We start from the raw sequence: 25,773 nt of genomic DNA on the forward strand, positions 1-25,773 counted from the left end.
CGCCGGGGAGGGCGGGCGAACCGGGCTCACCGGGCGCCCAAGAAGTCCAGCGCCGCCTTCTGGTAGTCGAAACTCACCAGATCAGCGCACGAATAGTCCCGCTTGACCACCCCGAACTCCCGGGAGGTGGCCAGCGTGTAGGCGCACATCTTCTCATCCAGCGCCCCGTTGACCGGCCAGTCGTCCAGCTCGGTGACCAGCGTCGCGTAGTTACGCTCGGCCGCCTGCGCGCTCAACCCATCGATCTTCGCCTGGGCCAGCGCCACCCACCCCGCCTTGTCCTGGTGCGTCCACCGCGCCGCCTTGATCTCCGCGATCGCCAGCGCCAGCGCCAGATCGGAATTGGCGCCAAGCCACGACCTGCTCACCGCCCACACGTCGTTGAGCTGCGGATTGGCCTCCCAGCCCTTGCACAGCACCCGGTAGGCGCCCGGCTTGGCGAGCTCCAGTTCGGTCTGCCGGAACGTCGCCGACATCCCGCCCTCGATCCTGCCCGCCTCCAGCGACTCCACGATCTGCCCGACGTTGGCCAGGTGCAGCAACCGCACATCCTTGGTCACATCCAGCCCCGCCCCGGCGAAGCACCGCGACGCCGTCTGCCCCACGATCGAGGTCAGGTTCTGCGACACCGCGAACGGCTTGCCCTTCAGATCCGAAAGCGACGCCGCGCCGCCCCGCGCGGCCACCAGAAAGACGTTCTTCTGGTCGTTGCCCGCGACCGCCACCAGATCGGCGCCCGCCTCCTTGGCCGCCGCCAGCCCGCCCAGCGACACATGCCCCACCTGCACCTGACCGGAGATCAGCGCGGCGTTGAGCGGGGTGGAGTCCATCATCCGAAACTCCGACTCCACCCCGAAGTCGCTCTTCAGCAGCTCCAGCACCTTGTACAGGCCGGTCAGCGTGGGATTGGGGAAGGCGGCGCTGGCGATCGACAGCTTCTTGCCCTGGACCTTGGCCCGCAGCGCCTCCAGCGAGGCCGGCGGAGTCACCCCGCCGTTGCCTTGCGCCTGTGCTCGCGACGAGGGCGGCGCGGGGGGTGAGGCGCCGGGATTGTCGGCGCACCCGGCCAGGAGGATGACGGGCAGCAGGAACACCAGCACGGCACGCCCCATCGGGACCTCCAGTGGAACGAGGAGATTGGATACACCGGCGGGGGGCCGATGCCGCTTTACCAACTAAACATGTCGGGAATGCGTGTTTAAGATGACACATAATGCCCGCTCACCGCAACCCATCGCCCCGGTACGGCCCGCAAGGCGCTCCCGGGATTGCATCCAATCCCCGTCCGGCGCCGTCTGAGGACGGCCATGGCCCGCCGGGCGCGCTCGCGCCTTCCGGGCGACGGCACGGGCCTCGAGCGGCCATGGCCCCGCGTCCGCGACGCCCGGCGTCGCCGGATGAGGTCGCCGCGGGCGGCCCGCCCGCCGATACCGCCCACCGGGCGGTCCGCCGTCCACGCCGGTTCCCGGGGCGCGACGCGGAACAGGCGTACGCGTGGTGCGTTGCGAGACGAGCCGTCCGGCGGGGTGCTCGTGTGGGTGCGTATGCGTGCTCACGGTCCATACCGGACAGAAGCTCGATTCTGTTAGGTATAGGAAGGGTTCGGCGAAAGGGGTTCGTTGGCCCGCAAAGCCGCTGGAAATCGCCGAATCCCCCGCGCGAGTCCCCCGGAGACGCTCAGACCGTCACGCGCCGTGCCCCGGTGCCCGCCGGTCGCGGATGCCTGCTCGCCGGTGCGGCCGGGAGCGCGTACTTCGCCGCCCGCGGTGCCTCAGCCGGTGGCCCCTCCCCTCCCCTGGCCCGTGAGCGCCGCCGTGCCGGGCGGGGAAGATCGTCACTGGGGGTCTGACCTGGGCGTCAGAGTTTGCTGACAGGTCTGCGCCGGCCTCACAATCCCCTCTCGGGGGGATCAATGAGGTGGAGAGCGGGCTGGGTGCCGCGGGTGGTGGCGGTGTCGCTGGGTGTGCTCGGTCTGGCGGCGCTGGGCGCGCATGTGGTGATCGAGGTCGCGGTGAATCCCCGGCCGCCGGGTGTGGGTGACACCGCGCGGGTGCAGGCGTTGCTCAGTACGCCGCTGGGGATGTTGATCGTGCTGCGCCGGCCGGGGTTGATCGCCGGGTGGTTGTTGTTGCTGGTGGGGGCGGCCAATGGGTGGGTGGCGCTGGCGATCTCGTGGCATGAGGTGTTCGGGCGGGGCGCGGTGCCGCTTCCGCCGTCTTTGTACTGGCTTGTGTGCTTGCGGAGTGCGATCACCACGTGTGCGGCGTTGATGCTGCCGTTGGCGCATCCGGACGCGGGGTTGCTGCGGCCTCGGTGGCGGTGGGTCTACCTGGCGCTGATCGTGTGGCAGGTGCTGCTGCTGGGGGTGGCGCTCGCGCGGTGGCACGAGTCGGCGGGGCCGTGGGCGGGGTTCGCCCAGGTGTCGGCGGTGGTGTGCGGGCCGTTGCTGTGGGTGAGCCTGCTGGTGCTGTGCCTGCGGTTCTGGCGTGCGGGTCCGGAGGTGCGGCGGCAGATCGCCTGGCTGGCGCCGGTGGTGGCGTTCGACGATCTGGAGTTCACCGAGATCCTCGGCTGGGACTATCTGTGGCTGGACACCGTCGGGGAGGCGGCCGTGCCGGTCGCGGTGGCGGTGGCGGTGCTGCGGTACCGGTTGTACGCGATCGACACGCTGGTGAGCCGGGCGGTGGTGGGGGGCGCGCTGGTGGGGTGCGTCGCCGCGGCGTATCTGGCGGCCGGTGCGCTGGCCGGGCTTTTCCTGGCTGATTACGGGGAGTTGTTCGGGGTTGCGGCGGCGATCGTGGCGGGGTTGTCGTTTCTGCCGGTGCAGCGGCGTCTGCAGCGTCTGCTCGATCGGCTGTTGTACGGCAGGAGTGGGGATCCGCGGGCGCATGCCGAGGCGTTGCGGCGGCAGATCCAGTACGCGGGTCCGGCGCAGGCGCTGGAGGCGGCGGTGCGGGCGGTGGCGGGCGGGCTCGCGGTGCGGGGGGCGGGGGTTCAGGGCGGGGAGCGGGTGGTGGTGGGTGAGCTCGGGGAGGATCCTCGGGGGATTGCTCTGGTGTGGCATGGGGAGCCGGCCGGGACGTTGCTGCTCGGTCCGCCGGGGGCGCGGCGTTTTCCGCGGGCGTATGAGCGGCGGATGCTGGCGGTCTTGGTGCCGATCGTGGCGGATGCGGCGCACGCGTTGCGGATGGCCGGTGACCTGCGGCGGTCGTGGGAGCGGGCGGCGGTGGCGCGGGAGGAGGAGCGGCGGCGGCTGCATCGGGATCTGCACGATGGGCTGGGGAGCCGGTTGACGGGGATGTCGATCGCGCTGGAGGCGGCGCGGCGGTCGTTGGGGCACTCCCCCGATGTGGCGTATCGGCTGCTTTCTGATCTGCGGGTGGGGTTGGAGAGTGTGAACGGGGAGATGCGGGAGTTGGTGCAGGGGTTGCGGCCGGGTGCGCTGGAGGCGGTGGGGCTGGAGCGGTCGATCCGGATGCTGGCGCCGGAGGTGCCGGTCACGGTGGCAGGGAGTTTGGAGGGGTTGCCGCCGGTGGTGGAGGTGGCGGTGTACCGGATCGTGCAGGAGGCGTTGACCAATGCCCGGCGTCATTCGGGGGCGGGGGTCGTGCGGGTGGTGCTGGAGCGGGCGGGTGAGCTGCGGGTGGTGGTGTCCGACGATGGGGTGGGGGTCGGGGTGGTGTCGGGGTCGGGTTCGGGGTTGTCGACGATGCGGGAGCGGGCGGCCGAGGTGGGGGGCAGGTGTTCGGTTCGTGATGGGGAGGGGGGCGGCACCGTGGTGGAGGCGGTGTTCCCGGTGGGGTGAGCTGCCCGGCGAAAGAACTGATCGTTTGGGAGTAATGCGGCGATTCGGGGTCATGATGTGCGAGAACTTGTCGTCGCTGGAGAGGATCGCCGATGACCCGCGCCGATCGCCATGCCGCCGCCGCTCCCCTGGGTTCGGTCTCCTCCGGTGGTCCGGGGCCGGAGGCGGGTGGGCCCGCCGGGGGTGAGTCGGCCGCTCCTCTGGGCGGTGCGGGGGGAGGTCCGGCGCCGCTGGTGGTGGTCATGGGGGTGAGCGGGTCGGGGAAGACGACGGTGGGGGTGGCGTTGGGCCGGCGGCTGGGGCTGCCGTTCGCCGACGCCGATGAGTTTCACAGCGCGGCGGACATCGCGAAGATGTCGCGGGGCGTGCCGTTGGACGACGGTGATCGGATGCCGTGGCTGCGGGCGATCGGGGCGTGGCTGGCCGGGCATGCGGCGGGCGGTGCGGTGGTGAGTTGCTCGGCGTTGAAGCGCTCCTATCGGGATGTGTTGCGGGCGGCGGCGCCGGGGGTGTGTTTCGTCCACCTGGACGGTGACCCGCGGGAGGTGCGGCGCCGGGTGGCGGGGCGCCGGGGGCATTTCATGCCCGAGTCGCTGGTGGACTCGCAGCTGGCGACGCTGGAGCCGCTGGAGGCCGACGAGCCGGGCATCGTGCTGGATCTGGGGCACGGGGTGGAGGAGCTGGTGGAGGAGTATCTGGCGGCGGTGGCGCGGGGCGGGCCGTGCGGGGGGCGGCCGGGGCGGGGCGGGCGCTGAGGCGGCGGGCGTCATGGGGACGCTGGAGGTGTTCGCCGGCGCCGGGCCGGCCGTCCTGAGCGGGCGGGCGGCCTGCGCGGGGGTCTTGGGGGCGGCGCCGCAGGCGGCGGCGGGGTCTGCGGGGCGGCTGGTGGTGGCGGTGCTGGCCGGGATCGCGCTGATCGTGGTGGCGATCACCTGGGCGCGGTTGCACGCGTTCGTGAGCCTGGCGCTCGGGGCGCTGGTGGCGGGCGCGGTGGCGGGGCTGCCGATGGGCGAGGTGATCGAGAGTTTCTCGGCGGGGTTCGGCGACACCGCGGCCGGGGTGGGGACGTTGATCGCGCTCGGGGCGATGTTCGGGGGGCTTTTGGCGGGGTCGGGCGGGGCCGAGACGATCGTCGGGGCGATCGTGGCGCGGTCGGGGAGGCGGTCGCTGCCGTGGGCGATGGCGGGGGTCGGGGCGCTGATCGGGCTGCCGATGTTCTTCGAGATCGGCTTGGTGCTGCTGATGCCGGTGGTGTTCCTGGTCGCGCGGCGCAGTGGTCTGCCGCTGGTGCGGGTGGGGCTTCCTGCGCTGGCGGGGTTGTCGGCGATGCACGGGCTGGTGCCGCCGCATCCGGGGCCGTTGGTGGCGGTGGACGCGCTGAAGGCGGATCTGGGGATCACGCTGGGGCTTGGGGTCGTGGTGGCGGTGCCGGTGGTGGTGCTGGCCGGTCCGGTGCTGTCGCGGCATGCGGCGCGGTGGGTGCCGGTGACGGCTGCGGAGGTGGACGGGGAGGCGGGGGCGGAGCGGTCGCGGGCGCGTCAGGGCGTCGGGGCGCGGGCGGAGGGCTCGGACGGCGCGGGTGCTTCGGGCGGGGCCGGTCTGGGTGGGCGCGGCGGTGACGCCGGGCCGGGCGGCGCCGGGGTGGAGGGGCCGCGGGAGGACGGTGCGGTGGCGGGCGGGCGGCGGCCGTCGCTGGCGGTGACGCTGGCGACGGTGCTGTTGCCGGTGGTGCTGATGATGGGCAAGGCGGTGGCGGATCTGGCGCCGGCGCAGGGGTCGCCGGTGCGGGTGGTGCTGGACTTCGCCGGGACGCCGCTGGTGGCGTTGCTGGTCGCGGTGCTGGTGGCGGTGTTCACCTTCGGGGTGGGGGCGGGGCTGGATCGGGCGGGGATCGCCGGGTGTCTGGAGCGGTCGCTCGGGCCGGTCGCGGGGGTGTTGCTGGTCGTGGCGGCGGGCGGGGGGTTCAAGCAGACGCTGGTGGACAGCGGGATCGGGACGCTGGTGGCGGGGTGGGCGCGTGAGGGCGGGGTGCCGGTGGTGGTGCTGGCCTGGCTGGTGGCGGTGTCGATCCGGCTGGTGACGGGGTCGGCGACGGTGGCGACGGTGACGGCGTCGGGGATCGTGGCGCCGTTGGTGGCGGGGCTGGCGCCGGCGCAGACCTCGCTGGTGGTGCTGGCGGTGGGTGCGGGGTCGTTGTTCTTCTCTCATGTGAACGATGCGGGGTTCTGGCTGGTGAAGGAGTATTTGGGGGTGAGTGTCGGGCAGACGGTGCGGACCTGGTCGGTGATGGAGTCGGTGATCTCGGTGGCGGGGCTGGTGCTGGTGCTGGGGCTGGCGGCGGTGCTGTAGGCGGGGACGTGCTAGCCTCACAAACATTCGCCCTGTATATGACCATTTATCCGTCATGTGGGGCGGTCGTGGGCAGATTCGAGCAGCAGGGGGCGAGTCCCGGTGGAGATCGAGCAGACCGCGCTGCCGGGCATCGGGCTGAAACACGAGTTCACCACGCAGTCCGGGCGCAGGATCGCGGTGGTGTCCCACCGCACCGGCCGCCGGGACGTGGTGGTGTACGACCGGCACGATCCCGACCGGGCGTGTGAGACGGTCAAGCTGAACGACGAGGAGGCCGACGCGCTGGCCGAGCTGCTCGGCGCGCCGCGCATCGTGCAGCGGCTGAACGACCTGCACCGTGAGGTGGAGGGTCTGGTGAGCGTGCAGCTGCCGATCGCGGAGGGGTCTCCGTACGCGGGGCGGCCGATGGGGCAGGCGCGGGCGCGGACCAGGACCGGGGCCTCGGTGGTGGCGGTGGTGCGCGCCGGTCAGGTGCACGCCAGCCCCTCCCCCGACTTCGGCCTGATGGCCGGGGACGTGGTGGTCGTGGTGGGCAGTCCGGAGAGCACGGCCGCGGTCGCCGACATCCTCGTGCGCGGATAGGCTCGCGTGCACACTGCGACGATCTTCATCGAACTCGGCGGTATCGTTCTCGCTCTTGGCGTGCTCGGGGCGCTGGCCCTGCGCGCGGGGATCTCCCCCATTCCGTTGTACCTGCTGGCGGGGCTGGCGTTCGGCAAGGGCGGGATCCTGCCGCTGGCCACCAGCGAGGATTTCGTGGCGGTGGGCGCCGAGCTCGGGGTGGTGCTGCTGCTTTTGACCCTCGGTCTTGAGTACAACGCCGATGAGCTGGTGGCGAGTTTGCGGGGCAACGCCCGCGGCGGCCTTGTGGACCTGGTGCTGAACGCCGCGCCGGGGGCGGTGGTGGCGTTGCTGCTCGGGTGGGGGCCGGTGGCGGCGGTGGCGATGGCGGGGGTGACCTACGCCACCTCCTCGGGGATCACGGCCAAGGTCTTGTCGGATCTGGGGTGGATCGGCAACCGGGAGACGCCGGTGGTGCTGTCGCTGCTGGTGTTCGAGGACCTGACGATGGCGATGTACCTGCCGATCCTGACGGCGATCCTGGCGGGGGTGAGCCTGGCGGGCGGGGCGGTGACGGTGGCGATCGCGCTCGGGGCGGTCAGCGTGGTGCTGGTGGCGGCGTTGCGGTTCGGGCGGTTCATCGAGGCGTTCGTGGCCAGTCCGAATTCCGAGGTGCTGCTGCTGAAGGTGGTGGGGCTGGCGCTGGCGGTGGCCGGGGTGGCCCAGCAGTTGCAGGTGTCGGCGGCGGTGGGGGCGTTCCTGGTGGGGATCGCGCTGTCGGGTGAGCTGGCCCATGAGGCGCGGGCGCTGCTGATGCCGCTGCGTGATCTGTTCGCGGCGGTGTTCTTCGTGTTCTTCGGGTTGCAGACCGATCCGGGGTCGATCCTGCCGATGGCGGGGATCGCGGCGGCGCTGGCGGTGGTGAGCATGGTGACCAAGCTGGCGACGGGGGCGTACGCGGCGCGGCGCGCGGGGGTGGCGCGGGCGGGGCAGGCGCGGGCGGGCATCGCGTTGATCCCGCGCGGGGAGTTCAACATCGTGATCGCGGGGCTGGCGGTGGCGGCGGGGGCGCATCCGGATCTGGGGCCGCTGGCGGCGGGGTATGTGCTGATCTTGGCGGCGTTCGGGCCGCTGGCGGCGCGGCTGGTGCAGCCGTTGATCACGCTGGTGGCGCGCCGCGCCTGACCCGAGTCGGACATTCTGCGCATTTCCGGCGTCGGGCCGGGGTACACCGACGGCATGGCGGAGTTTCTCACCGACATCCAGACCCTGCGCGACCGCGCCCGGGCCGAGATGGACAAGGGGCCGGTCACCCAGGCCTACGGCGCCGACCTGCCCCGGGTGGTGCAGGTGTGCAACGAGGCGCTGGCCACCGAGATCGTGTGCGTCCTGCGCTACAAGCGGCACTACTACACCGCCACCGGCATCCACGCCGAGCCGGTCGCGGCGGAGTTCGCCGAGCACGCCGCCGACGAGCAGCGGCACGCCGACCTGCTGGCCGAGCGCATATCGCAGCTCGGCGGCGAGCCGGACTTCGACCCGGCGCGGCTGAGCACCCGGGCGCACACCCACTACGACCAGTCGCTGGACCTCATCGAGATGATCAGGGAGGACCTGGTCGCCGAGCGGGTGGCCATCGCCTCCTACACCGAGATCGCCCAGTGGATCGGCGACGGCGATCCCACCACCCGGCGGCTGTTCGAGGTGCTGCTGGCCGATGAGGAGGACCACGCCGACGACCTGGCCGACCTGCTGCAGCGGCTGCCCTCCGAGGCCGGCGGGCGCCGGGGGATCTAGAGCGCCTCTCCCCCGGCGGCGCGGTCTATAGTCGGAAAGGAGAAGGCACATCGGGGGGGACGGGGCGCCCGCGCGCGCCGTCTCCAGGCCCGCGCGCGGGGCGCGGGCGCGCCGCGGAAGGGGCTCGGGGCCGTGTCCGTGCAGCTCAACCACACCATCGTCCACTCCAGCGACAAGCGCGCCTCGGCGGAGTTCCTGGCCCGCATCATGGGCCTTGAGGTGGGGCCGCCCTACGGGCCGTTCCTGCCGGTGCAGACCTCCAACGCGGTGACGCTGGACTACGCCGACTCCCTCACCGAGACGATCATCCCCCAGCACTACGCGTTCCTGGTGAGCGAGCGGGAGTTCGACGAGATCTTCGGCCGGGTGCGCGCGGCCGGGCTGCCCTACTGGGCCGGGCCCCTGCACCACGGCCCCGGGGAGATCAACCACAACGACGGCGGCCGCGGGGTGTACTTCGACGACCCCGACGGGCACGCGCTGGAGATCATCACCCGGCCCTACGGCAGCGGCGGCTGACCCCCGCCTCCCGGCCCCGGGCGGGGGCCGGGAGTGCTTCAGTAGGGCCAGGTCCAGTCGCGGATCTGCGGCGGGTCCTCGCCGTGCTCGCGGGTGTGGGTGCGGGCGGCGAGGCGGGCGTCCACCATCTGCTGGCGCAGCAGCGCGCAGCGCTCCCCCAGGCCCGGCACGCGGTCGATGACGTCCATGACCAGGTGGTAGCGGTCGATGTCGTTGAGCATGGCCATGTCGAAGGGGGTGGTGGTGGTCCCCTCCTCCTTGTAGCCGCGCACGTGCAGGTGGGGGTGGCCGGTGCGCCGGTAGGTGAGGCGGTGGATCAGCCACGGGTAGCCGTGGAAGTTGAAGATCACCGGGCGGGTGGTGGTGAACAGGGCGTCGTACTCGGCGTCGGGCATGCCGTGGGGGTGCTCGCCGGGCGGCTGCAGGCGCATCAGGTCCACCACGTTGATCACGCGGACCTTCAGCTCGGGCAGGTGGCGGCGCAGCAGCGCGGCGGCGGCCAGGGTCTCCAGGGTGGGCACGTCCCCGGCGCAGACCAGCACCACGTCGGGTTCGGCGCCGTCGTCGGTGCCGGCCCACGGCAGCACGCCAAGGCCCCGGGCGCAGTGGGCGACGGCCTCGGGCATGGTCATCAGGTCCAGTACCGGCTGCTTGCCGGCGATGACGACGTTGACGTAGTCGCGGGAGCGCAGGCAGTGGTCGGCCACCGACAGCAGGCAGTTGGCGTCCGGGGGCAGGTAGACCCGCACCACGGTGGACTTCTTGTTCACCACCACGTCCAGGAAGCCGGGATCCTGGTGGCTGAAGCCGTTGTGGTCCTGCCGCCACACGTGGGAGGACAGCAGGTAGTTCAGCGAGGCGACCGGGCGGCGCCAGGGGATCTTGCGGGAGGCCTCCAGCCATTTGGCGTGCTGGTTGAACATCGAATCGACGATGTGGATGAACGCCTCGTAGGAGGTGAACAGGCCGTGGCGGCCGGTGAGCAGGTAGCCCTCCAGCCAGCCCTGGCACAGGTGCTCGCTGAGCACCTCCATGGCCCGGCCGTCCGGGGAGAGGGCCTCGTCGGTGGGCAGGCGGCCGGCGTCCCAGGCGCGGCCGGTCACCTCGAACACCGCCGACAGCCGGTTGGAGGCGATCTCGTCGGGGCCCATCAGGCGGAAGGTGGCGGGATTGGCGGCGATCACCTCGCGCAGGAAGGCGCCGAGCAGGCGGGTGGGCTCGCTGGTGGCGGCGGCCGGGGCCTTGACCTCGGCGGCGTGGTCGCGGAAGTCGGGCAGGCGCAGCGGGCGCAGCAGCTCGCCGCCGTTGGCGTGGGGGTTGGCGCTCATGCGGCGGTTGCCGCGCGGGGCGACCCGCCGCACGGGGGCGAGGGGGCGGCCGTCGGCGTCGAACAGTTCCCCGGGGCGGTAGGACAGCATCCACTCCCGCAGGGCGGCCAGGTGCTCGGGGTTGTCGCGGACGGCGGACAGCGGGACCTGGTGGGCGCGCCAGGTGCCCTCCACGGGCAGGCCGTCCACCTCGCGCGGCCCGGTCCAGCCTTTGGGGGTGCGCAGCACGATCATGGGCCATCGGGCTCCGGTGCCCGCCTTGACCTCGGCGATCTGGTCGAACACCGTGTCCAGCGTGGCGGCCATGAGCGCGTGGACCTCGGCGGGGTCCTCGCCGGCGACCACGTGCGGGCGGTAGCCGTAGCCTTCCATCAGGCGCAGCAGCTCGGGTTCGGGGATGCGGGCCAGCACCGTCGGATTGGCGATCTTGTAGCCGTTGAGGTGCAGGATGGGCAGCACCGCGCCGTCCCGCGCCGCGTTGAGGAACTTGTTGGAGTGCCAGCTTGTGGCGAGGGGGCCGGTCTCGGCCTCGCCGTCCCCGATCACGCAGGCCACCACCAGGTCGGGGTTGTCGAAGGCGGCGCCGAAGGCGTGGGCCAGGGAGTAGCCGAGCTCGCCGCCCTCGTTGATCGACCCGGGGGTCTCGGGGGCGGCGTGGCTGGGGATGCCGCCGGGGAAGGAGAACTGGCGGAACAGCCGCCGCATCCCCTCGGCGTCCTGGGAGACCTCGGGGTACACCTGCGAGTAGGTGCCCTCCAGCCAGGCGTTGGCCACCACCGCCGGGCCGCCGTGCCCCGGCCCGCACACGAAGATCATGTCCTGGTCGCGTTCGGTGATGATCCGGTTCAGGTGGGCCAGGCAGAAGTTCAGGCCCGGCGTGGTGCCCCAGTGGCCGAGCAGCCGCGGTTTGACGTCCTCCGGGCGCAGCGGCTCGCGCAGCAGCGGGTTGTCCAGCAGGTAGATCTGGCCGACCGACAGGTAGTTGGCCGCACGCCAGTAGGCGTCGATGCGTTCCAGCTCGCTCATGTCTACGAGCGTTCCCATTCGCGCGCGGTTATGCCTGCCCGCTCCCCCGCCGGGTGGTGCGTGCGGACGCCGGGAGGAAGGCCCGGCCCCTGGCGGCCCCCTGGCGGGCGGGCCCTCACCCCGCCTGCGGGCGGGCCGCGGGCGAAATCGGCTGGGAAAATGTCGGACCTGTTGGCTAGGGTTTTCCTCCGTGTCCGAGCAACCTCTCATCCACGCGCGTGGCCTGGTCAAACGCTTCGGCGACTTCACCGCGGTGGACGGCATCGACCTGGCGGTGGCGCCCGGGGAGGCGTTCGGCTTCCTCGGCCCCAACGGCGCCGGCAAGTCCTCCACCATGCGCATGATCGGCTGTGTGTCCCTGCCCACCGCCGGCGAGCTGCGCATCCTCGGCATGGACCCGGTGCGCCAGGGCACGGCCATCCGCGCCCGGCTCGGGGTGTGCCCCCAGCTGGACAATCTCGACGTCGACCTCAACGTCCGCGAGAACCTGCTCACCTACGCCCGCTACTTCGGCATCCCCCGCGCCGAGGCGCGCCGCCGCGCCGAGGAGCTGCTTCGGTTCGTGCAGCTGGCCGACCGTGCCGGCAGCAAGGTCGAGCCGTTGTCGGGCGGCATGAAACGCCGGCTCACCATCGCCCGCGCCATGGTCAACGACCCCGACATCGTGCTGCTGGACGAGCCCACCACCGGGCTGGACCCCCAGGCCCGCCACCTTTTGTGGGAGCGGTTGTTCCAGCTCAAGCGCCGCGGCACCACCCTGGTGCTCACCACCCACTACATGGACGAGGCCGAGCAGCTGTGCGACCGGCTGGTGGTCATGGACGGCGGGCGCATCGTCGCCGAGGGCTCCCCCCGGCAGCTGATCACCACCTACTCCACCCCCGAGGTGGTCGAGCTGCGCTTCGGCGACGAACGCCCCGCCGACCTGGCCGGCAAGCTCGCCGGCGTCGGCCGGCGCGTCGACCCGCTGCCCGACCGGCTGCTGGTGTACGCCGAGGACGGCGACGTCGCCACCGCCGAGGTGCACCGCCGCGGCCTGACCCCTTCCAGCGTGCTGGTGCGCCGCTCCACGCTGGAGGACGTCTTCCTGCACCTCACCGGCCGCACCCTGGTGGACTGATGGCCGCGCCCTCCTTTGGTCTCAGCGCCCGCTCCACCCTGGCCGTGCTGGAGCGCGGGCTCACCCTGTACCGCCGGTTGTGGCGGGCGTCGGTGTTCGGCTCCTTCGTGCTGCCGGTGCTGTTCCTGGTCAGCATCGGCATCGGGGTCGGCGGCCACATCGGCCAGGTCGGCGGGGTGTCCTACCTGGCGTGGATCGTGCCGGGGGTGATGGCCTCCACCGCCTTCCAGATGGCCGTCGGCGAGTGCACCTACCCCATCCTGGGCGACTTCAAGTGGACGCGCGGCTTCCACGCCATGCGCGCCACCCCCGTCGGGGTCGGCGACATGGTCTGCGGCCACCTGCTGTACATCCTGATCCGCGTCGAGATCGCCGTGGTGGTGTTCCTCGGCGTCACCGCCCTGTTTGGCACGCTGCACTCGCCGTGGGCGCTGGTCACCCCGCTGGTGTGCGCTCTGGTGACGCTGGCGGTGGCCGCCCCCACCATGGCCTTCGCCGCCTCCATCGACCACGACAGCTACTTCGCGCTGCTGTTCCGCTTCGTGATGATCCCCGCCACGCTGTTCTCCGGGGTGTTCTTCCCCGTCGGCCAGCTCCCCGGCCCGGTGCGGCCGCTGGCCTATGTCTCCCCGCTGTGGCACGGCGTCGAGCTGAACCGCGCCGCCACCCTCGGCGCCGCCCCGCCCTGGCCGGCCGCCGCCCACCTCGGCTACCTGCTGGCGTTCACCGCCGCGGGCATGGCCTGGGCCCTTCACGCCTTCGGCCGACGACTCCAGGACTGAGAACACATGGTGACCACGTGGATCGCCGCCCGGATCTCCCCCGGCCGGGTCGGCGCGGTGATCGGCCGCAACGTCGGGGCGCTGCGCTCGGGCCCGGCGTACTGGCTGGTGCTGGTGTCGGGCTTCTTCGAGCCGCTGTTGTACCTTCTGTCGATCGGGGTGGGGGTCGGCGCCCTGGTGGGCGAGCTGCCCGTGGGCGGCCGCAGCCTGGACTACGCCACCTTCGTCGCCCCCGCCATGCTCGCGGTCTCCGCCATGTCCGGCGCGCTGGCCGAGACCACCTACAACTTCTTCTTCAAGATGAAGTACTCCAAGACCTTCGAGGCCGTGCTCGCCACACCGGTGCGGCCCTTGGAGGTCGCCCTCGGGGAGCTCGGCTGGGCCATGGTGCGCGGCTCGGTGTACACCGCGCTGTTCCTGGTGGTCATGGTGGCGCTCGGGCTGACCTCCCCGCTCGGCGCGCTGGCCGCCTTCCCCGCCACGGTGCTGGTGGGGCTGGCCTTCGGCGCGATCGGCATGGCCGTCAGCACGCTGATGCGCGGCTGGCAGGACTTCGATCTGATGTCCACCGGCCAGTTCGCCCTGTTCCTGTTCTCGGGCACCTTCTCCCCCGTCACCGACTACCCCGCCCCGCTGCAGGTCCTGGTCCAGCTGACCCCGCTGTACCACGCGGTGGAGCTGGTGCGCGCGCCGGCCATCGGGCAGGCCGGCTGGGGCCTGCTGCCCCACATCCTGTACCTGCTCGCCATGATGGCGGTGGGCCTGCTGTTCGCCGCCCGCCGCCTGCGGCGCACCCTCACGGTCTGAAGGGGGTCAGGGGGTGAAGGGGGTCACCTCGACCACGGCGCTCACCGGCAGCGGGCCGTAGATGTGGGGGAAGGCCTCGCCCGCTCCGGCCGGCACCTCCAGGACCACCGGGCACTCCAGCCGCTGCTCGTCGATGGCCAGCACCACCAGCGGCTCGGCCACCTGGCCGTAGTAGCGCCCGGCCACCCCGCGCAACTGCTCCAGATCGGCGCAGGCGTGGATGTACCCCTCCTGCGCCAGCGTCCGCCCCAGGGTGGACACGCGGTACTCCCCCGCCCGCACCGCCGCCGTCCAGTCACCGGCCAGCGCCAGATGAAGAATCGTCACCGGCGACAGCGTAGATCACCGCTGTGCGCGGGGGAATCGGCGGGGCGTGCGGGGTCAGCGGCGGCTGAAGGTGCGGCGGTAGGCGCGCGGGGAGACCCCGCGCCGTTTGACGATCTGCTCGCGCAGCACGGTGACCGAGCCGAACCCGACGTCGCGGGCGATCTCCTCGATGCGCAGGTCGGTGGTCTCCAGCAGTTCCTCGGCCACCAGCAGGCGCTGGCCGCGTATCCACGCCTGCGGGGTGGTGCCGGTGGCGGCCTTGAAACGGCGGGCGAAGGTGCGCGGGCTCATCAGCGCCTGGGCGGCGAGGTCGCTCACCGACAGCGGCTTGCTGAGGTTGGCGCGCACCCATTCCAGGACTTCGGCCAGCCGCTCGTCCTCGCCCGCCGCGGGCACCGGCGCGGGGATGTACTGGGCCTGTCCGCCGTCGCGGTGCGGCGCGGTCACCGTCTCGCGGGCGATCGCGTTGGCCACCGCCCCGCCGTGCTCGCGGCGCAGCAGGTGCAGGCTCATGTCGATCCCGGCCGCGTCGCCGGCGCCGGTCACCAGGCGGCCCTCGTCGACGTACAGGGCCTCGGGCACGACCGTGACCCGCGGGTAGCGGGCCGCCAGGTCGGCGGCCAGGCTCCAGTGCGTGGTGGCGCGGCGGCCGTCCAGCAGGCCGGTGGCCGCCAGCAGGTAGGAGCCGGTGCAGAAGCTCGCCAGGATCGCCCCGGCCCGGTGGGCGGCGCGCACGGCCGCCACCACCTCCGGCGACAGCGCCGGCGGGCGACGCTCGTTGGGCAGCAGCACCACCAGGTCGGCCCCGGCCATCAGCTCCAGCCCGTGCGGGACCTCCAGCCGCAGCCCGAGATCGGTGTACACCGGGCCCGGTTCGTCGGTGCACACCTGGAAGGAGAAGGAAGGGAGACCGAGATGGGTGCGGTCGGCGAAGACTTTGCTGATCACGCCCAAGCCGAAGGCGCTGACTTCCTGCCCGGCGTAGGCGACCACGGATCGGAACGGAGTCACCGCCCAAGAATCGCACGCGGAAGTTGATATATCAACTTTTGCACCCGCATATTTTGTGGACGCTTCAAACCGCGGCCCGCCGCCATTCCCGGCCTCCCCCGGCAGGCGTCCCGCCGCCGCATTTCGGGAGGTCGCACGGGTGGGCGGACGGCAAAGGCGCGGGTGAATCGGTCGGTAATAAATGGCCGCCAATGCCGTTCCTAAACGGGGGCCGCCGGCGCGGTATTCGGTACCGCCGCGGGTTACGCCAATGGAACGGCCGAAATGGGCCGCGTGCGCGCGCAAAGACCGTTCCGGCCGTGAGGGAAGGGGCCGACCCGGGGGCAGGCCACGCGACATCCCGGGCCGGGGGGCCATGGAAGGCGTCAATGGGAGCCTGCCAGGTTCAGCAGGACCACTCCGGCGATGATCAGCACGATCCCGGCCACCTTGGCCGGGCTGAGCGCCTCGCCGAGGAACAGCGCCCCGATCACGGCGATGGCCGCCGTCCCCACCCCCGACCACACCGCGTAGGCCACGCCGATCTCCATCTGGAGCTTCAGCGCCCGCCCCAGCATGGCGAAGGAGGTCAGGTAACCGATCACCACCACCACCGCCCAGCCCTTGTGGGCGAACCCGTCGCTCAGCTTCAGCGCCGTGGTGGCCAGCACCTCCGAGACGATCGCGGCGGCGAGCAGCACCCACGCCATGGCTCCGGCCTCCCCATGCTCGGACCGGCTCCGGGTACCGGTACACCTGCACCACTTTACGAAGTTCGCGCATCGGCCATGGGGGGCGTCTTTGACGCGCGCGGCGGGTCCATGAGGTGCGGACGGCGGGTCTGCGGGAAACCGCCCAGGTGACGTGCGGGGAGTTGTGGCGGCGGCGGGCCGGGGTGGCGGGTTCGCTTGCCACGGGTATCGAATGCGTGTTCCACTATTGGTCATGCGTTTCGACGCCCTTCCCCTCGTCGAGGAGAGCCCCGCGGCGCGCCCGCGGATCGAACGGCGGGCGGTGCGCCGTGCCGTGGGGGCCACGACCTTCTACGAGGTGCCGGCGCGCACGGTGATCGAACGGGTGCCCGAGACCGCCGGCCTCGGGGTTTCCTGGGCGGTCAGCCCCTACCGCGGCTGCGCCCACGCCTGCCTGTACTGCGCCGCCCGCGGCGGCCACCGCCAGCTCGGCCTGGACGGCGAGCGCGACTTCGGCTCGGCGATCGTGGTGAAGACCGACGCCGCCCGGCGGCTGCGCGCCGAGCTGGCCGCGCCGCGCTGGGCGGGCGAGCCGGTGGGCATCGGCTTCAACGGCGACTGCTACCAGGAGGCCGAGCAGACCTACCAGCTGATGCCCGGCATCGTGGCCGCGCTGCGCGACGCCGGCAACCCCTTCCGGGTGATGACCAAGAGCGCGCTGGTCCTGCGGGACGCCGAGCTGCTGGCCGAGGCCGCCCAGGTCGCCGAGGTCGAGGTGCGGGTGTCGATCGGCTTCGTGGACGACCGGCTGCGCCGCGCCGTCGAGCCCGCCGCCCCGAGCGCGCAAAAGCGGCTGGAGCTGTGCGCGGAGCTCGGCGAGCGGGGCGTGCCGTGCGGGGTGCTGATGGGGCCGATCCTGCCCTGCCTGACCGATTCGGAGGACCAGCTGCGGGCGGTGGTGCGCCGCGTGGCCGAGGCGGGCGCCGTGAGCCTCACCCCCATGGTGCTGCAACTGCCGCCCGGCGCCCGCGAGTGGTACCTGCGGTGGCTGGCCGAGGAGCACCCGCGCCTGCTCCCCCGGTACGAGGAGCTGTACGCCGGCGGGCCGCCGGCCGGGGAGGACTACCGGCGCCGCGTCGTCGCGCAGGTGTCGGAGCTGGCGCGCCTGTACGGCATCGGCGCCCGCCGCGCCCCGTGGAGCCCTCGCCGCCTGGCCGACCGCCAGCTCGCCCTGCTGTGAACCCCGCCGGTCCGGCGGGTCCGCGCGCGGCGCCCTGGCGGGGGCGCGCGGGCATATGTTGGGGTCATGGACGGCCACAACGCGCTCGGACGGTTCCTGCGCGCCCGTCGTGAGCTGCTGCGGTCGCGAGCCACGAGACCAAGCGCTTCCGCCATCCGCTGGTGGGTGAGCTGACGCTGCACTACGAGACGTTCACCGTCAACAGCGCCCCGGGCCGGCAACTGGTGGTCTACCAGGCCGATCCGGGCAGCCTCTCGCAGGAGGCGCTGACCCGGCTGGGCGGCCTGACCGCCTGCGGGTGAGAGCCTGCGGCGCGGCCCAGACGACCAGGGCGCAGGCCGCGAAGGCCGCGCCGAGGACGCTGGAGCCGGTCCATCCGGCGCCGGCGAACACGGTGGTCGTGGCGGTGGCGCCGAGCGCGGAGCCGAGGGAGTAGAAGACCATGTAGCCGCCGATGACGCTGCTGGTGCGGTGCGGGTGGGCCATGGTGAGCAGGTGCTGGTTGCTCACGTGCACGGCTTGCACGGCGAAGTCGAGCACGACCACGCCGGCGGCGACGAGCCACAGCGACCACGACGCCTGCCCCACGGCCGGCCACGAGGCGGCGAGGATGACGAGCGCTCCGCCGGTGACGGCGTTCGCTGATCCGGCGTCGGCCATGCGTCCCGCCCGGGCGGCGCCCAGAGCGCCGGCCAGGCCGGCGACGCCGAACAGGCCGATCTGCGCCGTGCTCAGATGCCACGGGGCGGCGGCCAGCGGGAGCGCCAGGCCGCTCCACAGCGTGCCGAAGGAGGCGAACAGGAAGAAGGCGATCAGCCCGCGCGAGAGGAACAGGCGGTCACGGAACAGCGCGCCCAGCGACGCCTGCACCTGCCGATACCGCGCACGGCCGGCGCGGGTGTCCGGGGGCAGGGTCGCGTGGAGCAGGCACGCCAGCGTCACCAGGAGCACGGCGAGCGCGAGGTACACGCTCCGCCACCCCCACACCGCGGCCGAGGCGCCGGCCACCACGCGTGCCCCGAGGATGCCGATGACGACACCGGAGGTCACCACGCCGAGGTCGCGGCCGCGTTCCCCCGGGGCCGACAGGGCGGCGGCGTAGGCGACCGTCGTCTGCACGACGACCGCGAACAGGCCCGCGACCGCCAGGGCGGCGAGCAGCACCCAGGCCCGGGTGGCCGTCGCGGCCAGCACCGCGCCGAGCGCGGTGAGCGCAAGATGCCCCGCGATGAGCCTGCGCCGGTCGATCATGTCGCCGAGCGGGACGAGGACGGCCAGTCCTGCCAGGTAGCCGAGCTGCCCGGCGGCGACGACCCATCCCAGGCGCGCCTCGGGTACGCCCAGGTCTCTTCCGATCAGGGGGAGAAGCGGCTGCGCGGCGTAGATGCTCGCGACGGCGACCGCGCAGATCGCGGCGAACAACGTCCTTCGGCCGGTGGTCAGACCCATCCGCCCCCCAATCAGTAGCAGATTGCAACTGATTGACCGTACGGCAGAATGGTTTCAATCAGCAACTCTTCGGGAGGCGTGATGGCCGACGCGATCGGCGCCGAGGATGTGACCTGGACCGACCCGGCCTGCCCCGTGGCGCGGACCCTCGATGTGATCGGCGACCGCTGGAGCCTGCTCATCGTCCGCGACGCCATGGACGGCGCGCGGGCGTTCACCGACTTCCAGCAGCGCACCGGCATCGCCCGCAACATCCTCACCGACCGGCTGCGCCGGCTGGTCGAACGAGGCATCCTCGACCGGCAGGCCGCGCCCTCGGGCAGGCGGCGGCTCTACACGCTCACCCCTGCCGGGCGCGACCTGTTCACCGTCATCGTGGCCCTGCGCCAGTGGGGCGAACGTCACGCCTTCGCCCCCGGGGAGACCCATTCCGTCCTGGTCGACGGCCTCGGCCTCCCGCTCGCGCAGCTTCGGCCGATCGGCGCGAGCGGCGACCCCGCCGGCGTCGACACGACCTTCGTGCGAAAGGACGGCTGACGTCGCCGGCGCCGATCCCGGCGGCCAGGACGCCGTGCCGCGTGCCCCGTCCCGCCCCGAGAGCCGTGTCGGCGGGTGTCGTGACGGTCAGGCCGGGGGCGACCAGGCCCAGATCGTCGCGCGGGCGGCCAGCAGGCGGGTCAGGTCGGCGGGGAGGATCGCCACCACCAGGCGGTCGCCGGAGCCGTGGTCGAGTACGAGCACGTCGCGGGCGGTGACCTGGGCGCCCTTGCCCGGGGTGGCCACCAGCGCGACGCGGGAGCCCCGCGCGAAGAGCGCGGCCGCGCCCGGCTGGGCGCGCAGTGTCGTGACCGCGCGGCCGGTGAGGATCCCGGCGGGCAGCCGGGGGCCGAGGGCTTCGGGGTCGGGGACCTCGTGGTCCTTCAGCGGGCGCAGGGTGTAGCGGCCGGTCAGGGCCGGGTCTGCGGGGGTCAGGTCGGCGGCGGTCAGCACGTGGTAGGCGGGAAGCGTGCGCCCGGCCGCGGGCTGGGCCGTGTCCGGCCGTGCCAGCGCCAGCACGGCCGCGGCCCCGCCGGTGGCCGCGATGGCGGTCCCGGCGACCACCGGCACCGACGCCGCCCGCCACCACCCCCGCACCCCGCCCCGCGCGGCCTCCGCTCCCGCGACCGTTCCCGCCACCGTGGCCGTCCCGGTCGCCGCCGTCCCCTGCGCCGAGCCGTCCCCGGAACCCGCCGTAGACGGCCGCGGCTGCGGGGAAGGCCCTCCAGAGGTCCCTTCGGCCGGCGCGCCCGCCGCCGTGGGAGCTACGGGCTCGGTGGGTGTCTCGGTGGATGTCACGACCTGTCCCACGCCGGATCCCGTCACGGCGGAGGGCCGCACCGGGGCCCTGCGCGACCCGGAGGAACCGGGAGGGGCCGGCACGTCCTTGCGACGCGCCCGGCGGGCGGGGCGGGGGTGCCCGGTGTCGTCGGCGGGGGCGGGCGGCTGGGGGTAGCCCATCAGGAGGGAGGCGCCGGAGTCGATGGCGCCGCGCCGCCACAGCTTGTCCAGCAGGCCCCACTGGCGCAGCTCGGCCTCGAAGGTCGAGGGAAGCTCCAGGCCCATCGCCTCCAGCAACTGCCAGCGGTGCACGTCGAAGGCCGTGCGGATCAGCTCGGCGTAGGGCAGCGCGGTGCGGACCAGGCCCCGGTAGCCCAGCCAGGCCACCGCCGCCCCCGCCCACACGCACAGCGCCACCGCGTACCACGGCAGCACCGCCAGCGCCAGGACCCCGCCCGCCAGCGCGAACGCCGCGCCGAGGACGCTGATGGCGACCATCGTCTCCACGTTCACCGCCGCCGCGGTGAAGGCCTGGGTGAACGGCTCGGGCAGCACCACGTACAGGCGGGGCCAGGCGGTGACCGCGTCGATGCCGTAGCGGCGGGCGTGCTCCTCGGCCGCGCGCAGGATGTTGCCGACGCCGGTGGGCATCACGCGGGCCGCCGACAGCGGGTACTCCGCCGCGCCGCGCCGCTCCCGCTGGCGGCGCAGGTGCCGCGCCCGTCCCCGCCCGGCCAGCGCCGCCCCGAACGGCAGCCCCTCCCAGTACCCCTCGTACAGGCGCATCAGCCGGGCCCGCGCCGAGGCCAGGATCTGGGCGAGCAGGATCGTCACGGCGGCCAGCGCGGCCACCGACAGCGCGCGCACGTCGGCGGGCAGGCCGCCCCACCACGCCCAGGACCGGGCCCAGCCCGCCCCGGTGGCGGCCAGCGCCAGCAGGGCGCCGGCGAAGGCCAGCACCGGCGCCCAGGTGGTGCGCAGCAGCCGCTGGTCTACCAGGCCCGTGGCCGTCTCCAGGAGCCCGCCCACTCAGATCACCGGCCCCACTCGGGCTGGAAAGGGTGCCCGGCGGCGCACGCCACCTGGTCGCCGGGCAGGTAGAAGTCGTAGAGGTTGACGCGCCCGCACCGGCAGCGGATCTCGATCGCGCCCGCGACGGGCTCGGGGTCGCCGTGCAGGGTGGTGTCCGGCCCGCCGCGGGTGCCGGTGTAGAGCAGTACGGGGGCCAGGGCGTCGGGGCTGATGATCCCGGCGATCGTGCCGTCCTCGGCGCGCACGAGCAGGGGCAGGCCGTCGTAGGCGGCGGCGACCAGGCGCGGGGTGGCGGCGATCGCGGTCAGCGAGGCGGTCGCGGGGACGATGAGCGCGGGTCCCGGGCCTTCGGGGCCGACGACGAACCGGGCGGCGCCGTCCTCGCCGAGCACGACCGTCACCGGGTCGGAGCCGGCCGGGGGCACCACATCGCCCAGCGTCTTTATCACGAAATCGCCGGTCATCAAATCGGCGGCCGAATCACCGCCCGAATCGCGTCCGCGGGTCTCGCCCGAATCGGCGTCCACCCATTCGCCCGCCATATAAGCCTCCCATTCCCGGTAATCGGCGCAGAGCCGATTCTCGTAGTATCGGGTTAAATCCGTCCACGGAAGGAATCACCGATGGGCAACGATCCGGAATCACGGCTCCGGGAACGTCTGCGGCGATTCTCCGGAGGAGATCACGAGGCGTTGTCCGGCCAGGACGCGCTCGCCGACATCGCCGCCGCGCGACAGGCCTTGTCCCGCGGCGATCCGGCGGACGAGAGCCTGGCGGTGCTGGCGTACGCCCACCTGGCCCGCTACCAGGTGCTGCCGTTCGGCGAGGACGCGGCCGACCTGGAGCAGGCCGTCGCGCTGTTCACGCGGCTGCGCTCCACCGCGCCGCACCTGGTCGGCGAAGAGGTCATGCCGATGCTGGAGTCAGACCCCCGGGTGGTGGTCCGCGACGACCCGCACGCCCTGATCGAGGAGGCCGAGCGGACCGGTGACCTGGCGGTCGTGGACGCCGCGCTGGACCTGCTGGCCCGCACGCTGCCCCTGCAGGACCCCGGCGACCTTCAGGCCCAGGCCACGGTGATCGGCCGGGCCGCGCTGGTGCGGCGCAGGCGCCACCAGCTCACCGGCGACCCCGCCGACCTGGACGGCGCGATCGCGGGCCTGCGGCGCACGCTGGACTTCCCCGTCGTGGTGGGCGAGGGCCGCACGGCCGTGCTGTACTTCCTGGCCGAGCTGCTGGCCAGGCGTTTCGAGCTCGACGGCGACCTCGCCGGTCTGGAGGCGGCGATCGAGGCGCAGCGCGAGGTGCGCGGCGCCTGGTCCGACGACGCGGGCACGGCGCTGGCCCTGGCGGCGATGCTCAGGATCCGCTCCGAGCGCACCGGTGACGGGGCCGGCCTGCAGGAGGCGCTGGCCTTGGGGCGGCAGGTGCTGGCCGAGGGCGACCTGAGCGGCCAGGACGGTCAGGGCCGCCCGGCCGCGTTGATGGAGCTGGCCCAGAGCCTGCAGGCGTGGTCCCGGCACACCGGCGATCCCGCGCATCTGGAGGAGGCCATCGCCGTGCTGCGCGCGGCCGGGGAGCCGGCGCGGGTGGCGCTCGGGCAGGCCCTGACCGACCGTTACCGGCACGGCGGCCCGGCCCGCGACCTGGACGAGGCCGTCACCGTCCTCGGCGCGGCCGCCCCGGACCACACGACCGTCCTGGACGCCGGTGAGGGGCGGGAGGCGGGGGCCGTGCCCTCGCCGGAGGATCTGGCGGGTGTGCTGCTGCGCCGGTTCGAACGCGACGGCGACCCGGCCGACCTCGAGCGGGCCGTCGCGCTCCTGCAGGACGCCCTGCGAGAGGCCCGGCCCGGGAGCCCCGGGCACCTGGTCGTCCTGGTCAACCTCTCGGCCGCGCTGCACGCCCGCGCCGAGCTGGCCGGGACCCCGGAGGGTTTCACCGCCGTGGTGGACCTGCTGTCGCAGGCGCGGGCCGATCATCTCGCCGGCGGCCCGCACCTGGCCGATCTGCACGGCAACCTGGGCAACGCCCTGCACGCCCGCCACGACCTGACCGGGGACCCGGCCGACCTGGACGCGGCGGTCGCCGCGCACACCGCCGCGGTGGAGGCGATGGATCCCGCCGACCCCGCCCGCGCGTCCCGCCTGTCCAACCTCGGCCTGATCGTGCAGTCGCGGTTCGAGCGCGCCCAGGACGACGCCGACCTGGAGGCGTCGCTGGTCCTGCACGCCGAGGCCGTCGCCGCCGTGCCGCCGGGGGACCGCGACCGTCCCCGTTACCTGTCCAACCAGGGGCTCGCCCTCAGGACGCGCTACGAGCGCTTCGGCGACCCGCGCGACCTGGACGCCGCCATCGCCGTGCTGCGCGAGGCGGCCTCATCCGAGCAGGCCGGGCGCGAGTCCTGGCGGTGGCCGGCCAACCTGGGCAACGCGCTGCGGCTGCGCTACCACCTTCAGGGCGCCTCGGCCGACATCGACGAGGCGATCGTCATGCTGCGCCGCGCCGTGGAGGCGATGCCGGCCGACCGCGCGGGCGAGGGGGCGCAGGTCAGCCTGGGCGAGGCGCTGGCCGTGCGTTACGGGGTCGGCGGGGCGCCCGGCGACATCGCCGAGGCCCTGCCGCTGCTGGGCGCCGCCGCGCAGGTCCCCGGCCCCGGCCAGGCGGCCCGGCTCAACGCCCACGGGATGGCGCTGGTCCACCGCTACGAGCACGGCCGGGACGAAGGCGACCTGGCCGCCGCCTTCGAGGTGCTGACGCGGGCGGTGGCGGCCACGCCCGAGGGGGATCCCCGCCTGGCCGTCCACCTGTCCAACCTCGCCGTCGCCGCGCGGATGCGGGCGGCGGCCGGCGCGCCCGAGCAGGACCCGGACGCCGCCGTGGCACGGCTGCGCGCGGCGCTGGCCTCGGTGCCGGCCGGGCACGGGCTGCGCGCGGCGTTCCTGCTGAACCTGGCCTCGGTCACCGAGGCCCGCTACCGCGACCACGGGGACGAACGCGACTACCAGGACGCCTTGGCCGCCGCGCGGGAGGCGGCGCTGGCCGAGGCCGGGACGATGGCCCACCGGCTGCCCGCCGCGCGGCTGTGGGCGGACCTGGCCGCCGATCACGGGGACCACGCCGAGGCGTTGCGCGCCTACCGGCTGGCCATCGACCTGGTGCCCACGGTCGCCTGGCACGGGCTGAGCTGGAGCGACCAGGAGATCCAGACCCGCAGGTCGCTCACCGGCCTGGGCGTGGACGCCTGCGCGTGCGCGATCGAGGCCGGCGAGGTGGAGACGGCCGTGGAGCTGGTGGAACGCGGCCGGGCGGTCATGTGGTCGAGCCTGCTGCACCGCCGCGGCGATCTGGACGCCTTGGCCGAGGCCGCCCCCGGCCTGGCCGGGGCGCTGCGGGAGGTCCGGGCCCGCCTGGACGCCGCCGCCGAGCGGGCCGGCGCCCCGGCGCGGGCCGTGGAGGACGCGCGGGGGTGGGACCGGCTGCTGGCCGAGGCCAGGCGGCTGCCCGGGTTCGAGGACTTCCTGCGGCCGGTCCGCTTCGCCCGGCTGCGCGAGGCCGCGCGCGAGGGCGCCGTGGTCGTGGTCAACCTGTCCGAGCGGCGCTGCGACGCGCTGGTGGTCACCTCCGGCGGCGTGGCCGCCGTCCCGCTGCCCGGCCTGACCTCGCGCGAGGCGGCCTTCCGCGCCGCCATGTACCTGGACGTGCTCGGCTCCATGGCGGTGCCCATGGCCATGGAGCCGGGTGAGCGGCGTTCGGGCCTGCTGCGGGGCAGCGAGGGCTTCCTGGGGGACGTGCTGGCCTGGCTGTGGACGGCGGTCGCCGAGCCCGTGCTCGCCCATCTGGGCCACACCCGCGCTCCGGCGGGGGGCGGGCCGTGGCCCCGGGTGTGGTGGTGCCCGACCGGCGCGCTCACGCTGCTGCCGTTGCACGCCGCCGGGACCGGGCAGGACGGGGACAGCGTCCTTGACCGGGTGGTGTCCTCCTACACCCCCACCCTGGGCGCGCTGGACCGGGCGCGGCAGGGCGAGCCCCGTCCGGGGGCGCCCGCCCTGGTGGTCACCGTGCCCGCCGCGCCGGGCGTCCGCACGCTGACCGGCCCCTACCAGGAGGCGGCGTTCCTGCGGCGCGTGCTGGATGTGCCGCCGGTGCGGCTGCACGGCGCGCAGGCCACCCGCGCGGCGGTGGCGGCGGCGCTGCCCGGCTGCGGGGCGCTGCACTTCAGCGGGCACGGCACCCAGGAGCTGACCGCGCCGTCGCGGGGCGGGCTGGTGCTGTACGACGGGGTGCTGGCGGTGCGGGACCTGACCGGGCTCGACGTGCGCGGGGAGCTGGCGTTCCTGTCGGCGTGCCAGACCGCCACGGGCGGGGCCGAGCTGCCCGACGAGGGCGTCCACCTGGCCTCGGCGTTGCAGATCGCCGGGTTCCGGCACGTCATCGCCACGCTGTGGAGCGTGTACGACCTGCCGAGCGTGGAGGTCACGCGCGCGGTGTACGGGGCGCTGGCGAAGGGGGTGGGGCCGGCGGTCGCGCTGCACGAGGCCGTGCGGGCTCTGCGCGCCGCGCACCCGGCGGCCCCGAGCGTGTGGGCCTCCTACGTCCACACCGGGCCGTGAGACCGGCGGGGCCGGC

The 25,773-nt window shown here is 73.7% G+C and carries 21 protein-coding genes and 1 pseudogene; 14 read left to right on the top strand and 8 right to left on the bottom strand.

Annotated elements, in window-relative coordinates; all coding sequences use genetic code 11:
• Nucleotides 1-26 precede the first annotated feature (26 nt).
• Nucleotides 27-1,100: an ABC transporter substrate-binding protein gene (locus tag BJ981_RS35495; RefSeq protein WP_239139060.1), complete on the bottom strand. Its 1,074-nt coding sequence runs from the start codon at nucleotides 1,098-1,100 to the stop codon at nucleotides 27-29.
• An 833-nt stretch (nucleotides 1,101-1,933) separates the two neighbouring features.
• On the opposite strand from BJ981_RS35495, the gene BJ981_RS39545 reads away from it, so the two are divergent.
• The 7 genes from BJ981_RS39545 to BJ981_RS35530 all read left to right on the top strand — a co-directional run bounded on the left by BJ981_RS39545 (nucleotide 1,934) and on the right by BJ981_RS35530 (nucleotide 9,034).
• Entirely contained in the window at nucleotides 1,934-3,805 is a 1,872-nt protein-coding gene (locus BJ981_RS39545) for a sensor histidine kinase (protein ID WP_184617890.1), read from the top strand.
• A gap of 92 nt (nucleotides 3,806-3,897) precedes the next feature.
• Complete coding sequence (locus BJ981_RS35505) at nucleotides 3,898-4,560, top strand: gluconokinase (protein ID WP_184617891.1); 663 nt, start codon at nucleotides 3,898-3,900, stop codon at nucleotides 4,558-4,560.
• Nucleotides 4,561-4,573: 13 nt separating this feature from the next.
• Nucleotides 4,574-6,154 (top strand): GntP family permease, encoded by a 1,581-nt coding sequence (locus BJ981_RS35510; protein WP_184617892.1) that lies wholly within the window; start codon nucleotides 4,574-4,576, stop codon nucleotides 6,152-6,154.
• A gap of 102 nt (nucleotides 6,155-6,256) precedes the next feature.
• Nucleotides 6,257-6,739 (top strand): cation:proton antiporter regulatory subunit, encoded by a 483-nt coding sequence (locus BJ981_RS35515; protein ID WP_184617893.1) that lies wholly within the window; start codon nucleotides 6,257-6,259, stop codon nucleotides 6,737-6,739.
• 6 nt (nucleotides 6,740-6,745) lie between these two features.
• Complete coding sequence (locus BJ981_RS35520; protein WP_184617894.1) at nucleotides 6,746-7,903, top strand: cation:proton antiporter; 1,158 nt, start codon at nucleotides 6,746-6,748, stop codon at nucleotides 7,901-7,903.
• A 54-nt stretch (nucleotides 7,904-7,957) separates the two neighbouring features.
• Nucleotides 7,958-8,515 carry a ferritin-like domain-containing protein gene (locus BJ981_RS35525; RefSeq protein WP_184617895.1) on the top strand — a complete coding sequence of 186 codons (558 nt, stop codon included), beginning with the start codon at nucleotides 7,958-7,960 and terminating at the stop codon, nucleotides 8,513-8,515.
• Between the two features lie 132 nt (nucleotides 8,516-8,647).
• Nucleotides 8,648-9,034, top strand: coding sequence for a VOC family protein (locus tag BJ981_RS35530; RefSeq protein ID WP_184617896.1), 387 nt, complete (start codon nucleotides 8,648-8,650; stop codon nucleotides 9,032-9,034).
• 38 nt (nucleotides 9,035-9,072) lie between these two features.
• On the opposite strand, the gene BJ981_RS35535 is transcribed toward BJ981_RS35530, so the two are convergent.
• Nucleotides 9,073-11,406: a phosphoketolase family protein gene (locus tag BJ981_RS35535; protein WP_184617897.1), complete on the bottom strand. Its 2,334-nt coding sequence runs from the start codon at nucleotides 11,404-11,406 to the stop codon at nucleotides 9,073-9,075.
• Between the two features lie 172 nt (nucleotides 11,407-11,578).
• On the opposite strand from BJ981_RS35535, the gene BJ981_RS35540 reads away from it, so the two are divergent.
• The 3 genes from BJ981_RS35540 to BJ981_RS35550 are packed head-to-tail and all read left to right on the top strand — an operon-like array spanning nucleotide 11,579 to nucleotide 14,097.
• Entirely contained in the window at nucleotides 11,579-12,508 is a 930-nt protein-coding gene (locus BJ981_RS35540; protein ID WP_184617898.1) for an ABC transporter ATP-binding protein, read from the top strand.
• Entirely contained in the window at nucleotides 12,508-13,290 is a 783-nt protein-coding gene (locus BJ981_RS35545) for an ABC transporter permease (RefSeq protein WP_184617899.1), read from the top strand. The genes BJ981_RS35540 and BJ981_RS35545 overlap by 1 nt, the downstream gene beginning before the upstream one ends.
• Before the next feature lie 6 nt (nucleotides 13,291-13,296).
• Nucleotides 13,297-14,097, top strand: coding sequence for an ABC transporter permease (locus BJ981_RS35550; protein ID WP_184617900.1), 801 nt, complete (start codon nucleotides 13,297-13,299; stop codon nucleotides 14,095-14,097).
• A 6-nt stretch (nucleotides 14,098-14,103) separates the two neighbouring features.
• Here the strand turns inward: BJ981_RS35550 and BJ981_RS35555 are convergent, their stop codons facing one another.
• From BJ981_RS35555 to BJ981_RS35565, 3 genes are all read right to left on the bottom strand, one after another.
• Nucleotides 14,104-14,424, bottom strand: a complete 321-nt coding sequence (locus BJ981_RS35555; protein ID WP_184617901.1) for a DUF952 domain-containing protein — start codon at nucleotides 14,422-14,424, stop codon at nucleotides 14,104-14,106.
• A gap of 54 nt (nucleotides 14,425-14,478) precedes the next feature.
• Nucleotides 14,479-15,435 carry a GlxA family transcriptional regulator gene (locus tag BJ981_RS35560; RefSeq protein ID WP_204070077.1) on the bottom strand — a complete coding sequence of 319 codons (957 nt, stop codon included), beginning with the start codon at nucleotides 15,433-15,435 and terminating at the stop codon, nucleotides 14,479-14,481.
• Nucleotides 15,436-15,800: 365 nt separating this feature from the next.
• On the bottom strand, nucleotides 15,801-16,124 hold the full coding sequence (locus tag BJ981_RS35565) for a DMT family transporter (protein ID WP_184617902.1): 324 nt from the start codon (nucleotides 16,122-16,124) through the stop codon (nucleotides 15,801-15,803).
• 235 nt (nucleotides 16,125-16,359) lie between these two features.
• Between BJ981_RS35565 and BJ981_RS35570 the strand changes: the two genes are divergently transcribed.
• Together BJ981_RS35570 and BJ981_RS39550 are read left to right on the top strand one after the other, a co-directional pair.
• Nucleotides 16,360-17,346: a radical SAM protein gene (locus tag BJ981_RS35570; protein ID WP_184617903.1), complete on the top strand. Its 987-nt coding sequence runs from the start codon at nucleotides 16,360-16,362 to the stop codon at nucleotides 17,344-17,346.
• A 161-nt stretch (nucleotides 17,347-17,507) separates the two neighbouring features.
• Nucleotides 17,508-17,564 (top strand): annotated as a pseudogene (locus BJ981_RS39550) (hypothetical protein); the annotation flags it as partial.
• Here BJ981_RS39550 and BJ981_RS35575 read toward each other — a convergent pair.
• Nucleotides 17,545-18,795 carry an MFS transporter gene (locus BJ981_RS35575; protein WP_184617904.1) on the bottom strand — a complete coding sequence of 417 codons (1,251 nt, stop codon included), beginning with the start codon at nucleotides 18,793-18,795 and terminating at the stop codon, nucleotides 17,545-17,547. The pseudogene BJ981_RS39550 and the gene BJ981_RS35575 overlap by 20 nt on opposite strands.
• Nucleotides 18,796-18,876: 81 nt before the next feature.
• Between BJ981_RS35575 and BJ981_RS35580 the strand changes: the two genes are divergently transcribed.
• Nucleotides 18,877-19,332 (top strand): winged helix-turn-helix transcriptional regulator, encoded by a 456-nt coding sequence (locus BJ981_RS35580; protein ID WP_221315593.1) that lies wholly within the window; start codon nucleotides 18,877-18,879, stop codon nucleotides 19,330-19,332.
• Nucleotides 19,333-19,419: 87 nt separating this feature from the next.
• Here the strand turns inward: BJ981_RS35580 and BJ981_RS35585 are convergent, their stop codons facing one another.
• The gene (locus tag BJ981_RS35585; protein WP_184617906.1) at nucleotides 19,420-21,141 is read right to left on the bottom strand and encodes a hypothetical protein; all 1,722 of its coding nucleotides are present in this window, start codon (nucleotides 21,139-21,141) and stop codon (nucleotides 19,420-19,422) included.
• Between the two features lie 5 nt (nucleotides 21,142-21,146).
• A complete protein-coding gene (locus BJ981_RS35590) occupies nucleotides 21,147-21,686 on the bottom strand; it encodes a hypothetical protein (protein WP_184617907.1) in 540 nt (179 codons plus the stop codon).
• Between the two features lie 81 nt (nucleotides 21,687-21,767).
• On the opposite strand from BJ981_RS35590, the gene BJ981_RS35595 reads away from it, so the two are divergent.
• The gene (locus tag BJ981_RS35595) at nucleotides 21,768-25,757 is read left to right on the top strand and encodes a CHAT domain-containing protein (protein WP_184617908.1); all 3,990 of its coding nucleotides are present in this window, start codon (nucleotides 21,768-21,770) and stop codon (nucleotides 25,755-25,757) included.
• Nucleotides 25,758-25,773 lie beyond the last annotated feature (16 nt).

Source organism: Sphaerisporangium krabiense (genome assembly GCF_014200435.1).
In the GTDB taxonomy this organism is placed as follows: domain Bacteria; phylum Actinomycetota; class Actinomycetes; order Streptosporangiales; family Streptosporangiaceae; genus Sphaerisporangium; species Sphaerisporangium krabiense.

What these genes read in the sequence shown, in the direction of transcription:
- BJ981_RS35575 (WP_184617904.1), bottom strand. Translation starts at nt 18,795, where the DNA reads ATGGGTCTGACCACCGGCCGAAGGACGTTGTTCGCCGCGATCTGCGCG.
- BJ981_RS35535 (WP_184617897.1), bottom strand. Translation starts at nt 11,406, where the DNA reads ATGGGAACGCTCGTAGACATGAGCGAGCTGGAACGCATCGACGCCTAC.
- BJ981_RS35595 (WP_184617908.1), top strand. Translation starts at nt 21,768, where the DNA reads ATGGGCAACGATCCGGAATCACGGCTCCGGGAACGTCTGCGGCGATTC.
- BJ981_RS35505 (WP_184617891.1), top strand. Translation starts at nt 3,898, where the DNA reads ATGACCCGCGCCGATCGCCATGCCGCCGCCGCTCCCCTGGGTTCGGTC.
- BJ981_RS35550 (WP_184617900.1), top strand. Translation starts at nt 13,297, where the DNA reads ATGGTGACCACGTGGATCGCCGCCCGGATCTCCCCCGGCCGGGTCGGC.
- BJ981_RS35580 (WP_221315593.1), top strand. Translation starts at nt 18,877, where the DNA reads ATGGCCGACGCGATCGGCGCCGAGGATGTGACCTGGACCGACCCGGCC.
- BJ981_RS35565 (WP_184617902.1), bottom strand. Translation starts at nt 16,124, where the DNA reads ATGGCGTGGGTGCTGCTCGCCGCCGCGATCGTCTCGGAGGTGCTGGCC.
- BJ981_RS35510 (WP_184617892.1), top strand. Translation starts at nt 4,574, where the DNA reads ATGGGGACGCTGGAGGTGTTCGCCGGCGCCGGGCCGGCCGTCCTGAGC.
- BJ981_RS35570 (WP_184617903.1), top strand. Translation starts at nt 16,360, where the DNA reads ATGCGTTTCGACGCCCTTCCCCTCGTCGAGGAGAGCCCCGCGGCGCGC.
- BJ981_RS35525 (WP_184617895.1), top strand. Translation starts at nt 7,958, where the DNA reads ATGGCGGAGTTTCTCACCGACATCCAGACCCTGCGCGACCGCGCCCGG.
- BJ981_RS35545 (WP_184617899.1), top strand. Translation starts at nt 12,508, where the DNA reads ATGGCCGCGCCCTCCTTTGGTCTCAGCGCCCGCTCCACCCTGGCCGTG.
- BJ981_RS35590 (WP_184617907.1), bottom strand. Translation starts at nt 21,686, where the DNA reads ATGGCGGGCGAATGGGTGGACGCCGATTCGGGCGAGACCCGCGGACGC.